The organism is Geobacillus sp. ZGt-1 (assembly GCF_001026865.1).
GTDB classification, from domain to species: Bacteria; Bacillota; Bacilli; order Bacillales; family Anoxybacillaceae; genus Geobacillus; species Geobacillus thermoleovorans.
Genome location: NZ_LDPD01000006.1, coordinates 135,813 through 154,282, shown reverse-complemented (window position 1 = coordinate 154,282; position 18,470 = coordinate 135,813). Strand labels below are relative to the sequence as shown.

General features: G+C 55.2%; 16 protein-coding genes and 2 pseudogenes. 9 read left to right on the top strand and 9 right to left on the bottom strand.

The window, feature by feature from the left end; all coding sequences use genetic code 11:
* Positions 1-111: 111 nt before the first annotated feature.
* The 5 genes and pseudogenes from VU18_RS01630 to hutP all read right to left on the bottom strand — a co-directional run bounded on the left by VU18_RS01630 (position 112) and on the right by hutP (position 4,220).
* A complete protein-coding gene (locus tag VU18_RS01630; RefSeq protein WP_047757531.1) occupies positions 112-1,044 on the bottom strand; it encodes a D-2-hydroxyacid dehydrogenase in 933 nt (310 codons plus the stop codon).
* A 23-nt stretch (positions 1,045-1,067) separates the two neighbouring features.
* Positions 1,068-1,589 (bottom strand): annotated as a pseudogene (locus VU18_RS01625) (YjbE family putative metal transport protein); the annotation flags it as partial.
* A 1-nt stretch (position 1,590) separates the two neighbouring features.
* A pseudogene (locus VU18_RS18735) lies at positions 1,591-1,796 on the bottom strand (TerC family protein); the annotation flags it as partial.
* A 343-nt stretch (positions 1,797-2,139) separates the two neighbouring features.
* The gene (gene hutH, locus VU18_RS01620; protein WP_011229889.1) at positions 2,140-3,654 is read right to left on the bottom strand and encodes a histidine ammonia-lyase; all 1,515 of its coding nucleotides are present in this window, start codon (positions 3,652-3,654) and stop codon (positions 2,140-2,142) included.
* A gap of 119 nt (positions 3,655-3,773) precedes the next feature.
* Positions 3,774-4,220: a hut operon transcriptional regulator HutP gene (gene hutP, locus VU18_RS01615; RefSeq protein WP_014194867.1), complete on the bottom strand. Its 447-nt coding sequence runs from the start codon at positions 4,218-4,220 to the stop codon at positions 3,774-3,776.
* A 273-nt stretch (positions 4,221-4,493) separates the two neighbouring features.
* On the opposite strand from hutP, the gene VU18_RS01610 reads away from it, so the two are divergent.
* The 9 genes from VU18_RS01610 to VU18_RS01570 all read left to right on the top strand — a co-directional run bounded on the left by VU18_RS01610 (position 4,494) and on the right by VU18_RS01570 (position 12,262).
* Positions 4,494-5,339: an SPFH domain-containing protein gene (locus VU18_RS01610; protein ID WP_047757530.1), complete on the top strand. Its 846-nt coding sequence runs from the start codon at positions 4,494-4,496 to the stop codon at positions 5,337-5,339.
* A gap of 15 nt (positions 5,340-5,354) precedes the next feature.
* Entirely contained in the window at positions 5,355-5,531 is a 177-nt protein-coding gene (locus VU18_RS17105) for a hypothetical protein (RefSeq protein WP_023633773.1), read from the top strand.
* A 92-nt stretch (positions 5,532-5,623) separates the two neighbouring features.
* Complete coding sequence (locus VU18_RS01600; RefSeq protein ID WP_014194863.1) at positions 5,624-5,848, top strand: hypothetical protein; 225 nt, start codon at positions 5,624-5,626, stop codon at positions 5,846-5,848.
* Positions 5,849-5,852: 4 nt separating this feature from the next.
* On the top strand, positions 5,853-6,836 hold the full coding sequence (locus VU18_RS18730) for a molybdopterin-dependent oxidoreductase (RefSeq protein ID WP_047757529.1): 984 nt from the start codon (positions 5,853-5,855) through the stop codon (positions 6,834-6,836).
* Positions 6,833-7,471 carry a xanthine dehydrogenase accessory protein PucB gene (gene pucB, locus VU18_RS01590; RefSeq protein WP_023633775.1) on the top strand — a complete coding sequence of 213 codons (639 nt, stop codon included), beginning with the start codon at positions 6,833-6,835 and terminating at the stop codon, positions 7,469-7,471. The genes VU18_RS18730 and pucB overlap by 4 nt, the downstream gene beginning before the upstream one ends.
* The gene (locus VU18_RS01585; protein ID WP_023633776.1) at positions 7,458-9,785 is read left to right on the top strand and encodes a xanthine dehydrogenase family protein molybdopterin-binding subunit; all 2,328 of its coding nucleotides are present in this window, start codon (positions 7,458-7,460) and stop codon (positions 9,783-9,785) included. The genes pucB and VU18_RS01585 overlap by 14 nt, the downstream gene beginning before the upstream one ends.
* The gene (locus tag VU18_RS01580) at positions 9,772-10,614 is read left to right on the top strand and encodes a xanthine dehydrogenase family protein subunit M (protein WP_021321353.1); all 843 of its coding nucleotides are present in this window, start codon (positions 9,772-9,774) and stop codon (positions 10,612-10,614) included. The genes VU18_RS01585 and VU18_RS01580 overlap by 14 nt, the downstream gene beginning before the upstream one ends.
* A 21-nt stretch (positions 10,615-10,635) precedes the next feature.
* Positions 10,636-11,112 carry a (2Fe-2S)-binding protein gene (locus tag VU18_RS01575; protein ID WP_011229881.1) on the top strand — a complete coding sequence of 159 codons (477 nt, stop codon included), beginning with the start codon at positions 10,636-10,638 and terminating at the stop codon, positions 11,110-11,112.
* A 52-nt stretch (positions 11,113-11,164) separates the two neighbouring features.
* Positions 11,165-12,262, top strand: a complete 1,098-nt coding sequence (locus VU18_RS01570; protein WP_021321354.1) for an MFS transporter — start codon at positions 11,165-11,167, stop codon at positions 12,260-12,262.
* Positions 12,263-12,374: 112 nt separating this feature from the next.
* Here the strand turns inward: VU18_RS01570 and VU18_RS01565 are convergent, their stop codons facing one another.
* The 4 genes from VU18_RS01565 to VU18_RS01550 form a co-directional block, all read right to left on the bottom strand.
* Positions 12,375-13,532 carry a saccharopine dehydrogenase C-terminal domain-containing protein gene (locus VU18_RS01565; protein WP_011229879.1) on the bottom strand — a complete coding sequence of 386 codons (1,158 nt, stop codon included), beginning with the start codon at positions 13,530-13,532 and terminating at the stop codon, positions 12,375-12,377.
* Positions 13,533-13,689: 157 nt separating this feature from the next.
* Entirely contained in the window at positions 13,690-15,171 is a 1,482-nt protein-coding gene (locus VU18_RS01560) for an aldehyde dehydrogenase family protein (RefSeq protein ID WP_011229878.1), read from the bottom strand.
* Positions 15,172-15,241: 70 nt separating this feature from the next.
* The gene (locus VU18_RS01555; RefSeq protein WP_011229877.1) at positions 15,242-16,897 is read right to left on the bottom strand and encodes a thiamine pyrophosphate-binding protein; all 1,656 of its coding nucleotides are present in this window, start codon (positions 16,895-16,897) and stop codon (positions 15,242-15,244) included.
* The gene (locus tag VU18_RS01550; RefSeq protein ID WP_014194854.1) at positions 16,894-18,072 is read right to left on the bottom strand and encodes an aminotransferase class I/II-fold pyridoxal phosphate-dependent enzyme; all 1,179 of its coding nucleotides are present in this window, start codon (positions 18,070-18,072) and stop codon (positions 16,894-16,896) included. Before VU18_RS01550 ends, VU18_RS01555 begins: the two co-directional genes overlap by 4 nt.
* Positions 18,073-18,470 lie beyond the last annotated feature (398 nt).

The window sequence follows — 18,470 nt, the reverse complement described above, 5'->3', positions numbered from 1 at the left end:
CAGACGGCTTTTTCTGTAAATTTCAACAGGATTTCTAACATTCCTTCTTCCTTTCACAATGATGCCATAGAAAAGAGGCGTCCCATTGTGTTTTGGAGACATCTTTTTCCTTCAATATTGCCGGCTCACATCGACCGCATTGGCGAGCGGTTCGCCCGTTTCGATGCGGCGGAGCGTGTCTAAAACGCTATGGGCGGCGGCGTCAACTGATGTCAGCGCCGCGATATGCGGGGTGATGATGACATTCGGATGAACCCAAAGCGGCGAGTGCGGCGGCAGCGGCTCTTCTTCGAACACATCGAGCACCGCCAGGCGGACATTTCGGTTTTCCAAGGCGCCGACAAGCGCCGTCTCATCAACCGTCGCCCCACGCCCAACATTGATAAAGCCCGCGTTGTGCAAACAGGCAAAAAACGTCTCGTCAAAGAGATGATGCGTTTCCTCTGTCAGCGGAAGCGCAGCGATCACCCAATCAGCGCAAGCAAGCGCTTCCCCCGCCTCTTCATGGCGGCAAACAGCCGAAAACGGCGGCGTGTCTCGGCCGCTTCGCGATACGCCGATCGGCGAAACGCCGAACAGACGAAGCGTTTCCGCGATGCGCCGGCCGATCTCACCCGTCCCATAAATGACAATCCGCTGTTCACCAAGCCGTTTCGGAGCGAGCGGCTTCCACTGCCGCTGTTCTTGATACCATGCATACACGTCATGACATTGGGCGTCGCGCAATAAGTAGCTGAGGCAATATTCGGCGATCTGCTCGCCAAATGACCCGATCGTCCGCGTCAGCAACACGTTCTTCTTCCATTCCTGCTTCCACAAAAACGCGTCAACGCCCGCGCCGAGCGAATGCACCCAGCGCAAATTGGCGAGCGAAAACGGCCCGGCCGGACGAAAGCCGACGTACGCATCCGCCCAGGCGAAATCATTGGCCGTCAATTCTTCTTCCGCCACAAAGCGAAACGCTTTATCCGGCCGCTTGTTCGGGAGAAGGGCGGCAAGCTCGGCATAAAGCCTTCCCGTCACGAGAATGCGTCGGATGTTCATGGCATCACACCACCCCCAACCGCTCAAATCAACGTCCCTTCTTCACGCTCGGCCTTTTTATTCGTGATATAGCCAGCTGACACGACCAAAATCGTCACGCCGGCGGCAACCGCGTAGACGAACGGGCCATAAGAAAGGTGAAACCAATGCAGCACCCCTTCATCCCCCGCCATCATCTTCCCGGCCGTCCACGCCAAAATGCCCGACCCAACGTACGCGATCCATCGATGTTGTTCCATCACCCGGACGATCGCTTTGGAGCCGAAAATCATAATCGGGATGCTGATGGCTACCCCGAGCGCCAGCATGCCAAGATGCCCTTCGGCCGCCCCGGCCACAGCAACAACGTTATCAAGGCTCATCACTGCATCGGCAATGATAATCGTCGCAATCGCCTTCAACAACCGGTCTGATGATTGTACGTTCGCTTCCTCTTCCCGTTCGACAAGCACTTTATAGGCGATCCATACAAGCAGCAATCCGCCAACGAAGTGAACGAACGGGATGTTCAGTAAAAAGACAATGATGGCTGCAAACAAGATGCGNAGCAACACCGCCCCCGCTGTTCCCCAAAAAATCGCTTTGTTTCGCTGGTCTTTCGGCAGCCGCCGCGTCGCCATCGCAATGACGACCGCATTATCCCCAGACAAAATGATATCAATCGCAATAATCTTCCATAACGCCAACAGCGCCGCGGCAGAAATTGTCAATGATATACCCACCCTTTCCCCTTTGTCTCTCTTCTTCATCATACTGCAAATTCGACTGGGGGACAACAATGGAATAGACTGTCAATGCTCTCGTCCTAACCAATTATGGGGAAGGCTCACTGCATCGTCCGAACTCCGTAGAAAAAGTTAGGGAAGCAAACCATCTTCACTGATGACTGCTTCCCTATCTCTAGCGGAAAAGGTCTATATAACTACCATTTTTTCAAACACCTATCCTTGAACGCTCTCACGCCTCTACGCCCACTATGCTTTGCCCTTCTTGAAAAAGCTGGTGATTCAAGGGGAAATGCTGTCCTCCAACAGTATTTCTCAAGTTGAAAAACCTTGCAACCCCACAACTTCCTGGCTCTTTCTCACTAGACTTCTAAGCTTTCGCTTCATCGCGGAGAAAGTGATGGTTTGCCCTTTCGCTCAACCACGCCGCCACCGCTTCAATGTCATCAGAAAAGACGCGGTCAGCTGTAATGGAGGAAACAATGCGGCGCGCCTTATGGTAAAACTGCCTCGTTGACGGGGCCATTCGCTCGATGCCGCGCGCTTCGACAGCCTGCAAAGCGCAAATGAGCTCAATCGCCAACACTTTTCGAGCGTTTTGCACGATCATGTACGCATGGCGGGCGGCGGTCGTTCCCATGCTGACATGGTCTTCCTGGTTGGCCGATGACGGAATCGAATCGACGCTGGCCGGATGGGCGAGCGTCTTGTTTTCCGACACGAGCGAAGCGGCGACATATTGCATAATCATCGCTCCCGACTGCAAGCCGGGCTGTGGGCTTAAAAACGGCGGCAAGCCTTCGCTAAGCTGCGGATTGACAAGCCGTTCGATGCGGCGTTCGCTGATGTTGGCCAGCTCCGCCACCGCGATTTTCAACAAATCCATGGCGATCGCAACGGGTTGGCCATGAAAGTTGCCGCCAGAGAGCGCCGTCCCGTCCGCAAAAATAAGCGGATTGTCCGTAGCAGCGTTCATTTCGATTTCAAGCGTTTCCTTCACATAACGAAGCGCCCTAAGCGACGCTCCGTGCACTTGCGGGAGGCAGCGGATGGAGTACGCATCTTGCACGCGCCGCTCCCCTTGCCTTGTTGTGAGTTGGCTGCCAGCTAAATAGCGGCGCAGCCGTTCCGCCACCTCCACCTGCTCCTGAAACCCGCGGGCTGCGTGGATGCGGGCGTCAAACGCGTCCACAATGCCATAAAGCGCCTCAATCGTCAGCGCCGCGATCCATTCACTGTCATACGCCAGTTGTTCCGCCTCTAAGTAAGCAAGGGCTCCGACGGCCGTCATCACCTGCGTGCCGTTAATAAGCGCCAGCCCTTCTTTTTCCTGAAGGGAAAGCGGTGAAATCCCCGCTTGTGAAAGCGCTTGGGCGGCAGGCATCCGCCGCCCTTGGTACATCGCCTCTCCCTCGCCGGCAAACGCCAGCGCCAAATGGGCGAGCGGCGCTAAATCGCCGCTGGCGCCGAGGGAACCTTGCTGCGGCACGATCGGATGGATACCGGTGTTCAAAAATGCGAGCAACTGCTCAATGACCGCCGGACGCACGCCGGAATACCCTTTCAACAACGCATTCGCCCGCAAAAGAAGCATCGCCCTCACGACATCTTCGGCAAATGGCTCGCCGACGGCACAAGCGTGCGAGCGAAGAAGATTGATTTGCAGCTGTTCAAGGTCGCTTCCTTCAATGCGCACATCGGCGAGTTTGCCAAAACCCGTATTCACGCCATAGATCGTCCGTCCATTGGAGATCGCTTGTTCCACTGCCGCGCGGCTTTTCTCGACAGCCCTCATGCTTTCCTCATCGGCCGCCACCCGCTCCCGTTCATAGACAACACGTCTTACCTCATCGATCGTCAATGTATGCCCGGTCAATACGATCATCATTCCATCTCCCTTCGTTTGGTTTCTCAATCGAACGCCTGGGCAAACAAAAAAGGAGGCGCCCTGCCATATGGCAGCGTTCGCCTCCTCATGACTTATTGCTCTAGGCACTTACCGTCTTATATATGATTGATTCCGAGCCCGGCCGCCTCGTGCTCGAGCCCGCGCACCGGAGCGCCGATCGTCCCGTACAACGCAACGGCGATCCATTCCCCTTCGTTCGGCTGTTCATATGGCATACCGCGCACCACGGCGAAACGAAGGCCAGCGGTTCTCAACAAATCTCCTAACTCTACCTGCCCTCTCGTCACGCCATGCACTGCCTCTAAAATCGCATGGTATAAGGCGTGCATCTCACGGTACAAGCCACCGTCAACCACTCCATGCCGTTTCGCCGCCGTCTCAATTGCCGCGACGATTTTTTGCGGCTCCATCGCCCCGACCCGCCCTTGACAATAGCGCCAAGCGAGCGCCTCGAGCTGGCCGAGGGCCGCTTCTTCCTCTCCCTCGTCAAGCATCGCCAGCAACAATGCCAGCCGGCCGATGCGCGCTTGTCGTGTTTCCATTGCTTCTACACACCTATTGGTCTTTTTTTCTATTGTATGATGACAATGAATGCGATGTCAATTATGAATTTCCATTTTTTAGCACATTAAAACATTAACAGGCTGAACGATCGCCCTTTATGCTTCTGGATGGAAAATAGTTAGAAACATCTGCCTCGTGGCGAGCTATGGGCGAATCCCTCTTCTCGTCTTAACATGATCAATCCCTGTTTCCATTTTTTTGATTATATGATATCATATAAATATCAAATCGACACTATTAGGGGGATAGGTATGAGAGAACAAAAAGCATGGCGCATGGATGGATTTATCGGCATCGGATGCATCGCCCTTTTCGTTATGGCTGGTTTTGTCAGCCTCATTCAAGTGCAGCTCTTATTGGCCGTTTTCTGCTTCGCCCTTGCCGCCCTCTTGGCGACTGGCATCACGATCGTTCAGCCGAATCAAGCGAAAGTACTCACCTTTTTCGGCCGCTATTTCGGCACGATTCGCGACAGCGGGCTGTTTTTCACCGTGCCGCTCACCGTTCGAAAGAAAGTATCGCTGCGCGTGCGCAACTTCACGAGCAACAAGTTGAAAGTGAACGATGTTCAAGGCAATCCGATTGAAATTGCCGCCGTCGTCGTTTTCCGCGTCATTGATTCAGCCAAGGCTGTGTTCGATGTTGATGATTACGAACAATTCGTCGAGATTCAAAGCGAAGCCGCCATTCGCCATGTCGCGACAAAATATCCGTACGACACGTTTGAAGACGACAACGAGATTACGTTGCGCGGCAACGCCGATATTATTTCCGATGTTCTCGCCGCTGAGCTGCAGGAGCGATTGCGTGTCGCCGGAGTCGAGGTGATGGAAGCGCGCCTCACTCACTTGGCGTACTCCCCGGAAATTGCGAGCGCCATGTTGCAGCGTCAACAAGCAGCCGCCATTTTGGCCGCCCGGAAAAAAATCGTCGAAGGCGCTGTCTCGATGGCGCAAATGGCGATTGAACAACTTGACAAAGAAAACATTTTAGAGTTAGATGATGAACGAAAAGCCGCAATGGTGAACAACTTAATGGTCGCGATCGTCTCCGAGCGCGCCACCCAGCCGGTGATCAATACCGGCAGTCTATATTAACGGTTGTGGAGTGCGATGGCAAAGAAAAAACAATTTCCCCTGCGCATTGACCATGAATTATATGCCGCGCTCGAACAATGGGCGCAGGACGAGTTTCGCAGCGTCAACGCCCAGATCGAGTTTTTGCTGCGGGAAGCCGCCAAGCGGGCCGGACGGCTCAGGAAAGGAAAAACGGATCAAAAAAGAAGCTAGCTGTCAACAGCTGGCTTCTTTGTTTTTCAGTCATGGGCATTTGTTACAGAAATATAATGATAGCAGAGCCTTTTTTGAAAGGGGGCGAACCGATGCCGCATTCGCTGCCGCCGCTTGCCTTTTGGCAGCTCATCACGCCGCCGTTTCGCGCTGAAACAGGTGTGCCGTCGTCACAGCTTCCCATCTACGCAGCAACGACGCCTGCACCTCCCCCGTTTTTGCCGTACCGTTCCATCCGCTACACATCTTCGTATCCATCGTACCAGCAGCTGCGAGCGATTATCACCACCGATCATTTATCCTTCGTGAGGAGATGACATTATGGCTTGGGAGACGCCGCGCGAAGATATGAGCGTATATACGCAAGGCGAAATTGACAAGTGGGTGTATTCCACTTGCGGCATTTGCTCGAACGGCTGCGGCTGCTACATCGCGGTCAAAGACAACCGCATCGTCGGCATTAAAGGCAATGTCCGCTACCCAGTCAACCGCGGTCGGCTCGGCCCGAAAGGAGAAAACCAATGGTGGGCGAACAACAGCCTTGACCGGCTGACCCGGCCGCTCATCCGCAACCGGAGCGGAACACTCGTACCGGCAAGCTGGAACGATGCCCTTTCGCTGCTGGTGGAAAAAACGAAAGAATTACTTTCCGCTCATGGCCCGGAGAGCATCGCGGTTTACCATAGCGGGCAGCTGTATTTAGAGGAATATTATACGATCGCGAAAATCACCCGCGCCGGTTTGCGCACCCACCACGTTGACGCCAATACAAGGCTATGCACGGCGACAGCTGAATGGTCGCTTATCCAAAGCTTCGGCGCCGACGGTCCTCCGGCCTGCCTTGACGATTTGGATGTTGCGGAAGTCATCGTATTTATCGGCCGGAACTCAAACGAGACGAATACCGTCCTCTGGGAGCGGGTACTCGATGCCCGGCGGAAGCGCGGCACCAAAATTCACCCATCCCATGTTCCGGACGCCGACGCCTTCGTCATGGGCTTTCCGCATGAAACTGTTCCGCGGCTTCGCCTAAACGAGCGCGACTTTGTCGTCATCACGACCCATCAGTTTGAACGCGACCGCGAACTCGTTTCCTTGTTAGCCGACATGCCGCTCGCTTATCTGGGCGTGCTCGGTCCGCGGCGGCGCACGGACCGCCTCTTTCCTTCCGGCTCGACGCCTCCATTTGTCCGTTCGCCGGCAGGGCTTTCCATCGGCGCACGCGGTCCGTATGAGATCGCCGTTAGCATCACCGCCGAATTGATCAGCGTCCTTCGCGGGCGATCAACGGAGAGAGTATCATGAATGGCCCAACCATCGCTGTCATTTATTTGGCGGCTGGAGAAAGCCGGCGGATGGGAACGGATAAACGCGCTTTGCCTTGGGGAGAAAGCACGCTGGGGGCCGCCAGCCTTAAAGCGGCGCTTCGTTCCCGCCTTTCGCCCGTCATCGTCGTCGTTCCTCCGGACGATGCGCTCGCGTGGCTTCCAGACGAGCTTCGGAATCATGAAAACTGCCGCTTCACCCGTTGCGCTGACCATTGCCGTGGGCAGGCGCATTCGCTTGCCTGCGGCTTGCGGGAATCGCTCGCTAGCGGGGCGGACGCCGCTGTCGTATTGTTGGCGGACCAACCATTTGTCACTGCGGACGTAATCAATGCGCTTACCGACCTTTACCGCCGCCACCGTCCTGATTACGTCGCCTTCACCCGCTTCGGCACGCCGATGCCCCCAGTCATTTTTGGGAAACAAACGTTCCCTGCCTTGCTTGCTCTAAGGGGCGATGCCGGGGGGCGCACACTGTTTCACCATCCGCGTTGGCGCGGTCTCTTGTATGAAGGCGATGAGACGATCGGCATCGACATTGACACGATAGACGATTATAAGCGTGCCGTCATGGATCGAGAAGAAAAGGAGGGACGCCACCGTGGCCATCGGTAAAAGCATCATCCGCAAAGAAGCGTGGGATAAAGTGACCGGCCGGGCGAAATATACGAACGATTTCAAAGAACAGGGGATGCTTCATGCCGCTCTAGTAACAAGCCCATACGCCCATGCGCGCATCCTCTCGCTGGATGCACGCCGCGCGCTCGCCGTCCACGGCGTCCATGCTGTTGTGACCGGCGAAGGGCTTCCGCTCACCGGTGAAGACATGCGCGATCGTCCGCCGATCGCCGTCGACAAAGTGCGCTACTATGGCGAAGTCGTCGCCGTCGTCGTAGCCGATACGCTCGCGCAAGCCGAACAAGCGGCCCGCCTCGTCCGCGTCGTTTACGAACCGCTTCCAGCCGTCGGCTCGCCGCGCGAAGCGTTGAAAGAAGGCGCTCCATTATTGCATGAACATCTCGACCGCTATGAAAAAAACAAAACGACTCATCCTGAGCCAGGGACAAACGTCGCCCACCGGACAAAAATCCGAAAAGGCAACATTGAACAAGGGTTTGCTGAAAGCGACGTCATCGTCGAAACAAGCGTATCGTTCGCCCCTTCCGATCATATCGCGATGGAAACACGCTGCGCCACGGCAGAAATTTGGCCGGACGGCACGATCCATATTTCCGCCTCCTCACAGTCACCGTTTATGATCAAGAAGTTGCTTCATACGTATTTTGGCGAAGAAACCGGCAAAGTCATCGTCCATACGCCGCTTGTCGGCGGCGCCTACGGAGGAAAAGCGCCCGTCCAGCTTGAGTTGCTTGCCTACCTTGCCTCCAAAGCGGTCGGCGGCCGAAAAGTGAGCGTCTGGAACAGCCGCGAGCATGACATGGTCACTTCGCCCGTCCATATCGGTTTGGAGGCAACCGTCAAAATCGGCGCGACAAAAGAGGGCTTGCTCAAGGCCATGGAAATCTTGTTTCTATTTGACGGCGGGGCTTATTCCGACAAGGCGATCGATGTCAGCCGCGCCGCAGCCGTCGATTGCACCGGCCCGTACCATGTCGAAAACGTCTTTTGTGATTCATTGTGCGTCTATACGAATCGCCCGTACGCGACGCCGTTTCGCAGTTTTGGCCATTGCGAACAGGCATTTGCCGTCGAGCGGGCCATCGATGAATTGGCACGAACGCTTCAACTTGACCCATGGGACGTGCGGCGCAAAAATGCCATCCGCCCGGGGCATACGACCCCGACGCAAGTGCGGCTCACAAAAAGCAACGTCGGCAACATATCAGCCTGCCTCGACCGGTTGCGCGAGCTGATGCGCTGGGACGAGTGGCAGCGCGTCGAAGTGGACGCTTATACGGTAAGAGCAAAGGGAATCAGCAGCGGCTGGAAAACATCGACGATCGACACAGATGCTAGCTCGGGCGTCATCTTAACGTTCAACTCCGACGGCAGTGTCAACGTCATCTCCGGCGTCGTCGAAATCGGAACCGGAACGAAAACGGTGCTCGCGCAAATCGTTGCTGAACGGCTGAAGATGGACGTCGATTGTGTCCATGTCAAAATGGATATTGATACGCAAACGACGCCGGAACATTGGAAAACAGTCGCCAGCCGCGGGACGTTTATGGCCGGACGTGCGGCGCTTGCCGCTGCCGACGACGCCATCCGTCAGTTAAAAGACATCGCCGCCTGCGTCTTGCGGGCCTCGCCGGACGATTTGGAAGTCGGATTCGGGCGCGTCTTTTTGCGCGATGACCCGGCCATCTTTCTTCTGATCAAAGACATCGCCTATGGCTACAAGTTTCCGAACGGCAACGCCATCGGCGGGCAAGTGATCGGGCGCGGCCACTACATTTTGCGCCACTTGACCCCGCTTGATCCGGAGACCGGCGCCGGCAAACCGGGACCGGAATGGGGCGTATGCGCCGAGGGAGTGGAAATTGAGTTCAACCGCCGCGACTACACGTATCGCATTGTCAAAGCGTATGCGGTCATTGATGCCGGCAAAGTGCTCAACCCAAAGGCAGCGCTTGGCCAAGCGATGGGGGCGATGAGCATGGGGCTAAGCTTTGCCAGCCGCGAAGGGTTTCTTTTTGACAACGAACAGCGCGTGTTAAACCCACAGTTGCGCACATACCGGCCGATTCGCTTCGGCGAACATCCAGAGTACATCGTTGAGTTTGTCGAAACGCCGCAAATCGATGCCCCATACGGCGCTCGCGGCATCGGCGAACATGGCTTGATCGGCATGCCCGCCGCCTTGGCAAACGCCTTGTCTCTCGCTGCCGGCGTGCCGCTCAATGAACTGCCGCTTGTGCCTGAACTCATTTGGCGGACACAGAAAGGGGACTCCTATGGTTCCGTTTGACTTTGCCTACTACCGGCCGCAGTCGATCGCCGAAGCGACAGCGCTGTTTGCGGCGCTCGAGCGGGATGGAAAACGACCGCTCTACTACAGCGGCGGCACGGAAATCATCACGTTGTCTCGGTTGAACCTTGTCCGCACCGCGGCCGTCATTGACATAAAATCGATCCCTGAATGTCGGTCGCTTGATGTCGACAATGGTTCTCTCGTGCTCGGAGCGGCGCTCTCCCTCGGCGAGCTCGAAGAAGCAAATCCGTTCCCGTTATTGACAAAAGCGGCGCGAGAAGTCGCCGACCGGACAGCGCGCAACCAAATTACGCTCGGCGGCAACATCTGCGGACAAATTTTTTACCGTGAGACCGCACTGCCGCTATTCGTCGCCGAGGCGGATGTCATCATCGCCGGACCATACGGCATCAGGCAATGCCGCTTCCTTGACTTGTTTCATCAACAGCTGCAGCTTGGCCGCGGTGAATTTGTCGTCCAGTTCAAGGTTGACCGTGCCACCGCCACCCTGCCCCATTTCCACCGCAAGCGCCGCAAGCAAGGGGAAGTCGGCTACCCGCTTGTGACGATTGCAGCGCTGAAAAAAGACGGGACGGTTCGCGTTGCCCTAAGCGGCATCTGCCCGTTTCCGTTTCGCTCGGCTGACGTTGAGGCGCACCTCAACGACCGGAACCGCCCAGTTGGTGAACGAATCCAAGCAGCGGTTGACGCCTTCCCGCGCCCGATTTTGCACGATATTGAAGGCTCAGCAGACTACCGGCTGTTCGTGGCCGCCCAGCTGCTTGAAGATATGCTTCGTGAGCTCGGAGACGGAGAAACCGTCTAAACAGGAGGTGAGCATGCGGACATGGAGGAAACGACAAAGCGGGAGCTTGTGCTGCACGTTAATGGAGAACGAAGATCGATCGTCACTCGCCAAGCCGAAACGCTGCTGTTTGTTTTGCGCGATGGGCTGGGGCTGACCGGGGCCAAGCCAGGCTGTTTGAACGGCGACTGCGGCGCCTGCACCGTCTTAGTCGACGGCACGCCAATCAAATCGTGCATGATGCTCGCGATTGAGACAGTCGGCAAAGAAATCACCACGATCGAAGGGCTTGATGATGCCCCCATTCAGCACGCCTTCGTCCGCCACTTCGCCTTTCAGTGCGGCTATTGCACTCCTGGATTCATTATGAACGCCCACGCACTCATCGAGCGGCATCCGGGCGCGGATCAAGCGACGATTCAAGAATGGCTGGAGTCCAATATTTGCCGCTGCACGAGCTATCAGGAGATCGAGGCAGCGGTAAAAGAAGCGCTTGAAGCAAAAAAAGCGGACATATAGCCTTCACATAACCGGATATCCCGAGTCTAGCGGGGATATCTTTTTTTGTTTTGTGCGACGTTTTTTCGTCGTCGATCCGATTTTGCCGGTCATCGCCGAAAGCATCGGCGCGACCCACTGGCAAGTGGAAATGTTGTTTACCGCCTATATTTTTACGATGGCGGTCATGATGATTCCCGTTGGCCTTGTCGTCAGCCGCGTTGGTGATAAACAAATGATGGTGATCGGACTTGGCCTTGTCACGATTTTCTCATTATTGTGCGGTTTCGCCGCCGACATTCCACAACTGTCGATCTTCCGCGCCGGTTGGGGGCTTGGCAATGCCACCTTTTTTGCAACGGCTATGACACTGTTAATCGCTTTGACACCGCAGGCAAGCACCGCTGTCGGCTTGTATGAGGCGGCGATCGGCCTCGGCATGGCCGGCGGTCCGCTCATCGGTGGACTGCTGGGCCAACATTCATGGCGCTACCCGTTTATCGGCACAAGCGTACTCATTTTTATCGCCTTTTTGCTTGTCGCATTTTTTGTGTATGATCCAAACAAAGGAAAACCGAAAAAAGCAGTCGGATGGCAGGAAATGCGGCATCTGCTCGCCTTTCCGCCGTTTTTAAAAGGGGCGATCGGCGGGATGCTTTATTATTACGGCTTTTTCGTTGTTTTGGCCTATTCGCCTCTGGTCATGAAGTTATCGGCGATTCAAATCGGTCTTGTCTTTTTCGGCTGGGGGCTTTGCCTCGCCTACGGATCGGCAGCGTTGGCCCACCGGCTTGAAGCAAAATACGAATCGAAACAAATATTGCCTTACAGCTTATTGCTGTTTGCCGTTTTATTGCTGCTTTTAGCGGTCGCTGAACAAACATGGTTCATGATCGTCCTTATCATTTTGTCGGGCCTTGTATCCGGCTTAAACAACGCCTTGTTTACAGGCTATGTGATGGAAACATCGCCGTATGAACGCGGCGTCACTTCCGGCATGTACAACTTCGTTCGCTGGATGGGGTCGGCCATCGCTCCAGTGCTATCTGGCGTCATCGGTCATGCCGTTTCCGCAAAGGCGCCGTTTATGATCGCCATGGCGCTGTCGCTTGTTGCATTCCTTTTCCTTGCCTGGCGCAAACGGGAGCCATCGGCAACGAAAACTGTATAAAAGCAACCGTTGCGGACAAAACGAAAACACGCCCGTTTCTCGGTGAGAAACAGGCGTGTTTTTTATTCGGATCATTGTCATCATCTCTTATCATCACTCTATGATGCTTTTTTCATAAGCGAACCGTTTTCTTCTCGTTAATCACCACTCCTCGTTTTTTCATCTCGTCCATATATACATCCCCCGGAACGATTTGCTCCGGCGGATAGACGCCGCGCTTTGTGATCACCCCACGGCCGATGAGCTGGGCGACAGCGGAAATGGTGTAGGCCGTCGTACGCGCCATCGCCGTCACCTTATTTTCGCGGTCATTGAACGTGACGGTTTCGTATTCCAGCACCGTTTCTTTTCCATCTTTTCTACCGCCGACGATGACCCGAAGCAACACCACATCATCTTTTCCTTTCAAATCGAGCAGCGGCTTCAGGACGGAAAGCAGCACATCGCGCGGCTTGACTCTGCATCCATTGATCTCAACTTCCACATCGTTGCGCGTCAAATTCAAATCGACAAGCAGCTTGCATTTTTCCGCATGGCCGCGGTAGCGGATCGTTTTGTACTCGAGCCGCTTCAAGTTCGGAAACGAGCGCGAGAGCGTCGACGTCCCGCCTGAGGTGTGAAACGCTTCAAGCGGCCCGAACCGGTCGAAATAAATCGGCTCGACTTCCGAAAGGGACGGCACTTCCTGCTTTTGGCCGTTGCGGATGATCAAGGCCGGATCGGTGTAATGGTCAAGCAGCCCCTCGAGCGAAAACACATGGTTGTACTCCAGCGGCGGTTCGGGGCGGACAGGGATGCCGCCAACATACAGCAAGATGGATTCCACCTCATCGAGTTGACTCGCCCCATAGCCGGATAAAATGTTGATCATTCCGGGTGCGACGCCAAGGTCGGGGATGATGGTCACCCCAGCGGCTTGGGCTTGTTCATGCAGCTCAAGCACCCGGTCGGTGATATGGCCGATATGGCCGCCTAAATCGACAGAATGGACGCCAGCTGCAATAGCTGTTTTCGCCACCGTTTCGTTAAACTGGTAAAACAAGGCGTTGACAACCACATCGTGCCCTTTCATGAAAGCCGACAGCTGCTGCTTGTCGCTGGCATCCACCCGCACAGCGGCAAGCTTTTTGGAATGAAGCTGCCGCACCGTCTGCTCCGCCTTAGCCAAATCGACATCCGCCAACGTCACCGCCTCAACATCTTGGCTTTGCACTAAATCGCGTGCTGCTTCTTTGCCCATCAGCCCCGCTCCAAGCACAAGCACTTTCATCGTTCTTTCCCCCTCCGTCACCGATTCTTTGCCATACGCTCACATGACAGCCGCTTTTTTCACATCTTTGCCGCGGCCGCTGCTTCGATTCACGATATATGTTCCACGTTGATCTTCGCTTCTCTTTTGCCGGCCATGTTGCAAGCGACAGCCCGGTTCAATCATCGGTATCGATTTGCGCCCGCTGCAGCTTGCCGCTGAAATCGACATAAATGCTCCGCCATTCGGTGAATACGTCAAGCGCAGCGACGCCGGAGTCGCGGTGGCCGTTGCCCGTCCCTTTCGTGCCGCCAAACGGCAAATGAATTTCCGCTCCCGTTGTGCCGGCGTTGACATACACGATGCCGGTGTCCAAATCGCGCATCGCTCGGAATACATTGTTGACATCGCGTGTGAAAATGGCGCTTGACAGCCCATAATCGACGCTGTTGTTGACGGCGATCGCTTCGTCCAAACTGCGGACGGAAATGATCGACACAACCGGGCCGAAAATTTCTTCGCGGGCGATGCGCATATTCGGCGTGACATCGGTGAAAATCGTCGGCGCGTAATAAAAGCCGCGCGCATAGTCGCCCTCGCGCAATATATAGCCACCCACAAGCAGTTTCGCCCCTTCTTCTACGCCAATGCGCACGTAGCGGTCGATTTTTTGCAGCGCCTCTTCATGGATGACGGGTCCGACTTTGACCGTTTCATCCAACCCGTTGCCGATTTTCAATGTTTTCACGGCTTCAAGCAGACGCCGCTCAAGCTCCTGTTTCACCCGCTCATGGACGATGACCCGGCTGCACGCCGTGCACCGCTGCCCCGACGTGCCGAACGCACTCCAGATGATGCCGTCAACCGCCAATGTCAAATCCGCATCATCCATCACAATGACGGCGTTTTTTCCTCCCATTTCAAGCGACACCTTTTTCAACAGCCGTCCGCATTTTTCCGCAATCATCCGCCCGACTTCATTCGATCCGGTAAATGAGATGACCTTGACATCAGGATGCTCGACGAGCGCATTGCCGACTGTCGGCCCGTCACCGTGAACCACATGAAACACTCCCGGCGGCAAGCCCGCTTCTTCAAAAATGCGGGCTAATTCCTGCGCCATGATCGGTGTCTCGGGCGCTGGCTTCCATACGACCGCATTGCCGGCAACAATGGCCGGAAACGACTTCCAAGTGGCGATGGCAATGGGAAAATTCCATGGCGTGATGATGCCGACCACTCCAACCGGCACGCGGACACTCATGGCAAATTTGTCCTTCAGTTCAGACGGCGTCGTATCGCCGAACAACCGCCGTCCTTCTCCCGCCATGTAAAACGCCATATCAATGCCTTCCTGCACTTCGCCGCGCGCTTCCTCAATCACTTTGCCCATTTCCATCGTCAACATCCGGGCCAACTGTTCTTTCCGCTCCTTTAGCAGCATCCCAACTTTATACAAGATTTCCGCGCGTTTCGGCGCCGGCACGAGGGCCCACTGTTTTTGCGCTTCTTTGGCTGCCTGAACCGCTTCATCGATATCGTTTGGCCCGGACATCGCCACCTCGGCAATCGTTTCCCCCGTCGCCGGATTGATCACCGGCGCAAATTGCCCGGTGCTTGGCTCCTTCCATTCTCCATTGATATAGTTTTGGATTTTCACTGTATACTCCCCCCATTTTTCTAGATGATTTATTGAGATAATTTATACATTGAACGCCGAGCGATGATCGTCAGGACTTCCTCTTGGCCCGCAAGTCTTGGATCGTTGCCGCCACCGAAATGTGGTTCGGATCGGTCAACACTTCAATCACCGTCGGCTTCTTGGCTTCAAGCGCCAACAGAAGCGCTTCCGTGAACTGTTGTTCCGTCTGCACTTGGAATCCGCAGCTGTTCAAGCATTCTGCCAACCGGGCAAACGACACGCGGCCTAAATCGGTGCCGATGACCCGCCCCGGAAACTGCAATTCTTGATGCATGCGGATGGTGCCGTACATATGATTGTTAAACACAATGCTAATGATCGGAATATCGTATCGAGCGGCCGTTTCCAACTCCTGCACCGTCATCATAAAGCCGCCATCCCCGGATAAAGAAACGACGGTCCGGTCGGGAAAGGCCAGTTTCGCGCCAATGGCAGCCGGCATGCCATATCCCATCGCTCCTGACGTCGGGCCGATGTACGTGTGCCCATCCCCAAACGGGAAAAAGGCGTGAAGCCAACCGGCGAAATTCCCAGCATCGTTCGTAATGACCGCATTTTTCGGCAAATGGTGACCTAAACTCGCCATGACCGCTTCATGGAGAGTTCGTTTTTCAAGCGGCAGCGCGGCCGTTTGTTCGTACCGTTCCCTCCGTTCAGCCGCCCATTCCTGCCAAGACGGCTGCACCGCGATATCGAGCAAACGGGACAGCGCTTCCCGACAGTCAGCCCAAACCGCGATATCCGGTGCATACACTTTTCCGAGCCCATCGCTGTCAATATCGATATGAATCAGCGTCTGCGTTGGAGATAGCAAACGGTAATCTTGCGTCGTCACTTCCGACAGCCGCGTCCCCAACGCAATCACCACATCGGCCTGCTCAGCCGTTTCCATGACCTCTTTCGGCGTCCCTAGGCCTAGGTGGCCGACATAGCACGGATGGTTGTGGGGAAACACATCATGCCTCCGGAACGCCGCCATGACTGGAAGTGCATACTTTTCCGCCCATAAGCGCAGCAGCTGCTCGGCTCCCGACCATTTGACGCCGCCGCCGGCAATCACGAGCGGCCGTTTGGCGCGCTCGAGCCGCTCCTTTATATTCCGTATATCCTCTTGCCTTGGGGCCGGCTTCGGCACATAGGTCTCGGCCATCACTGCTTCCGTTATCGTTTTGGAAAATACATCTTCTGGCAGTGAAACGACGACGGGGCCGGGCCGCCCTGTTTTCGCGGTGCGAAACGCCCGTTGCACCAGCTCTGGCACCCGCTCGGCTTCGCGAATTTCGACCACCCATTTGGCGATCGGACGAAAAAACGCTTCCATATCGACTTCCTGAAATCCTTCACGTCCTAGGAAGCGGCTGTTCACTTGCCCCAAAAACACGACCATCGGAGTGGAATCTTGCCTGGCGGTATGGACGCCGATCGTTAAGTTCGCCCCGCCAACCGCCCTTGTAGCCAGCACGACGCCGCACTTCCGCGACGCTTTCGCATACCCTTCCGCCATAAAGGAAGCACCCCCTTCATGGCGGGCGGAGATGAACTCGATGGATGGCTCATCATAGATGGCATCAAGCAGGGGCAAATAACTTTCCCCCGGCACACCAAACACATAACGGATTTGTTCCTGTTTGAAACATTCGACGATGGCTTGAGCCACCGTGATGTGACGCATCGTTCTCTTCATCGCGCCGATTCCTCCCAATCCACTTGCTTCCATCGTTCAACGGCTTGCTGCAGACGCTCCATCGGCGCTGACAGCGATACGCGGACATATCCTTCCCCTGCGGATCCAAACGCTGTTCCCGGTGTTACGATGACTCCCGCTTCTTCCAGCAATTTGGCGGCAAATCGTTCGGACGAGTATCCGTCATAGACCGGGATCCACAAGAAAAAGGTCGCTTTCGGCCGCTGCACGTCGATGCCCAGTTCTCGAAGTCTCTCGACCATCATATTCATGCGTTGTTCATAAATGCGGCTATTTTCTCGAATAAACGTCCGTCCGTTCGTCAAAGCGGCCACCGCCGCCTTCTGGATCGGAATAAACTGGCACGTATCCGTGTTGCTCTTGATCACCGAAAGCGCTCGAATCATGTCCCGGTTTCCGACTACGTATCCGATGCGGCAGCCGGCCATGTTATAGCTTTTGGACAACGATCCAAATTCCACCGCCACTTCCTTTGCCCCGTCCACCTGCAAAATGCTCGGCGCTTGAAAACCGGCAAACGTCACGAACGAGTAGGCCGCATCATGAGCAATGAACATCTGGTGCTGACGGGCAAGTGAAACGGCTTCGGCAAATACATCCAAATCGACAGCGGCGGCCGTCGGATTGCTCGGATAATTGAGAAACATGATTTTCGCTTGGTCATAAACGGACGAGGGAAGCGCATCAAACCGAGGAATATAACCATGTTGCGCATCGAGCGGCAGCGATAGGCTCTGGCCGCGGGCAAAATGGACGGCCGTCCGATAGACGGGATAGCCCGGATCAGGCACTAAGGCGAGCTCGCCGGGATTGAGAACGGCTTGCAGCAAATGGACGATTCCTTCTTTCGAGCCGATTAACGCCAACACCTCGGTCTCCGGATCGAGCTTGACGCCATATTCCCGTTCATAAAAACGCGCGACCGCTTCCCGATACTCCCTGCAGCCGCCATACGGCGAATACGTATAGTGTTCTGGCGCATCGAGCGCTTCTTTCAACTCTTCGATGACAAAGGAAGGGGGCGGCAAATCGGGGGCGCCGATCCCTAAATCAATGACATCGACCCCGAGCTTTAGCAATTCTTCTTTTTTCTTCTGAAATCGGGAGAACAAATATGGCGGCATCGTCTGCACAATATCGGAAAATGTGTTCAATCCCATCCCTCCTCATAGCCCTTCGTTTCAGTTTATGCGCACGCCCATCACCCTCATGCCCGTCTCACGTTCAAGAAGCAGCCTATCATACCAATGGCTTTCTCACATCAAGACATCATCAAAATCTTTTTTCTCGAAAAGCGGTCGATGCAGGAGAAGGGGTTATTTTTTCACTAAGCTGCTAGAAAAACGCGATCAACCTTCTGAAACCCGGCCCTTTCGCCATAAAAAGAAGCGGCCGGCATCATCCACGGTTCGATGACGCAACTGGCCGCTGTCTATGGAAGCGAAGCGCCGGCGAAGGCGCCGCGATAGACTGCGCAGTTTTCCCCGCATGATCATTCTATGACTAGAAATTTGCACCTTATGCCATTATCATAATCAATCCGAAACGATTT

What these genes read in the sequence shown, in the direction of transcription:
- VU18_RS01600 (WP_014194863.1), top strand. Translation starts at nt 5,624, where the DNA reads ATGCCGCATTCGCTGCCGCCGCTTGCCTTTTGGCAGCTCATCACGCCG.
- VU18_RS18730 (WP_047757529.1), top strand. Translation starts at nt 5,853, where the DNA reads ATGGCTTGGGAGACGCCGCGCGAAGATATGAGCGTATATACGCAAGGC.
- VU18_RS01555 (WP_011229877.1), bottom strand. Translation starts at nt 16,897, where the DNA reads ATGAAGAGAACGATGCGTCACATCACGGTGGCTCAAGCCATCGTCGAA.
- VU18_RS01610 (WP_047757530.1), top strand. Translation starts at nt 4,494, where the DNA reads ATGAGAGAACAAAAAGCATGGCGCATGGATGGATTTATCGGCATCGGA.
- VU18_RS17105 (WP_023633773.1), top strand. Translation starts at nt 5,355, where the DNA reads ATGGCAAAGAAAAAACAATTTCCCCTGCGCATTGACCATGAATTATAT.
- VU18_RS01580 (WP_021321353.1), top strand. Translation starts at nt 9,772, where the DNA reads ATGGTTCCGTTTGACTTTGCCTACTACCGGCCGCAGTCGATCGCCGAA.
- pucB (WP_023633775.1), top strand. Translation starts at nt 6,833, where the DNA reads ATGAATGGCCCAACCATCGCTGTCATTTATTTGGCGGCTGGAGAAAGC.
- hutH (WP_011229889.1), bottom strand. Translation starts at nt 3,654, where the DNA reads ATGATCGTATTGACCGGGCATACATTGACGATCGATGAGGTAAGACGT.
- VU18_RS01630 (WP_047757531.1), bottom strand. Translation starts at nt 1,044, where the DNA reads ATGAACATCCGACGCATTCTCGTGACGGGAAGGCTTTATGCCGAGCTT.
- VU18_RS01565 (WP_011229879.1), bottom strand. Translation starts at nt 13,532, where the DNA reads ATGAAAGTGCTTGTGCTTGGAGCGGGGCTGATGGGCAAAGAAGCAGCA.
- hutP (WP_014194867.1), bottom strand. Translation starts at nt 4,220, where the DNA reads ATGGAAACACGACAAGCGCGCATCGGCCGGCTGGCATTGTTGCTGGCG.
- VU18_RS01575 (WP_011229881.1), top strand. Translation starts at nt 10,636, where the DNA reads ATGGAGGAAACGACAAAGCGGGAGCTTGTGCTGCACGTTAATGGAGAA.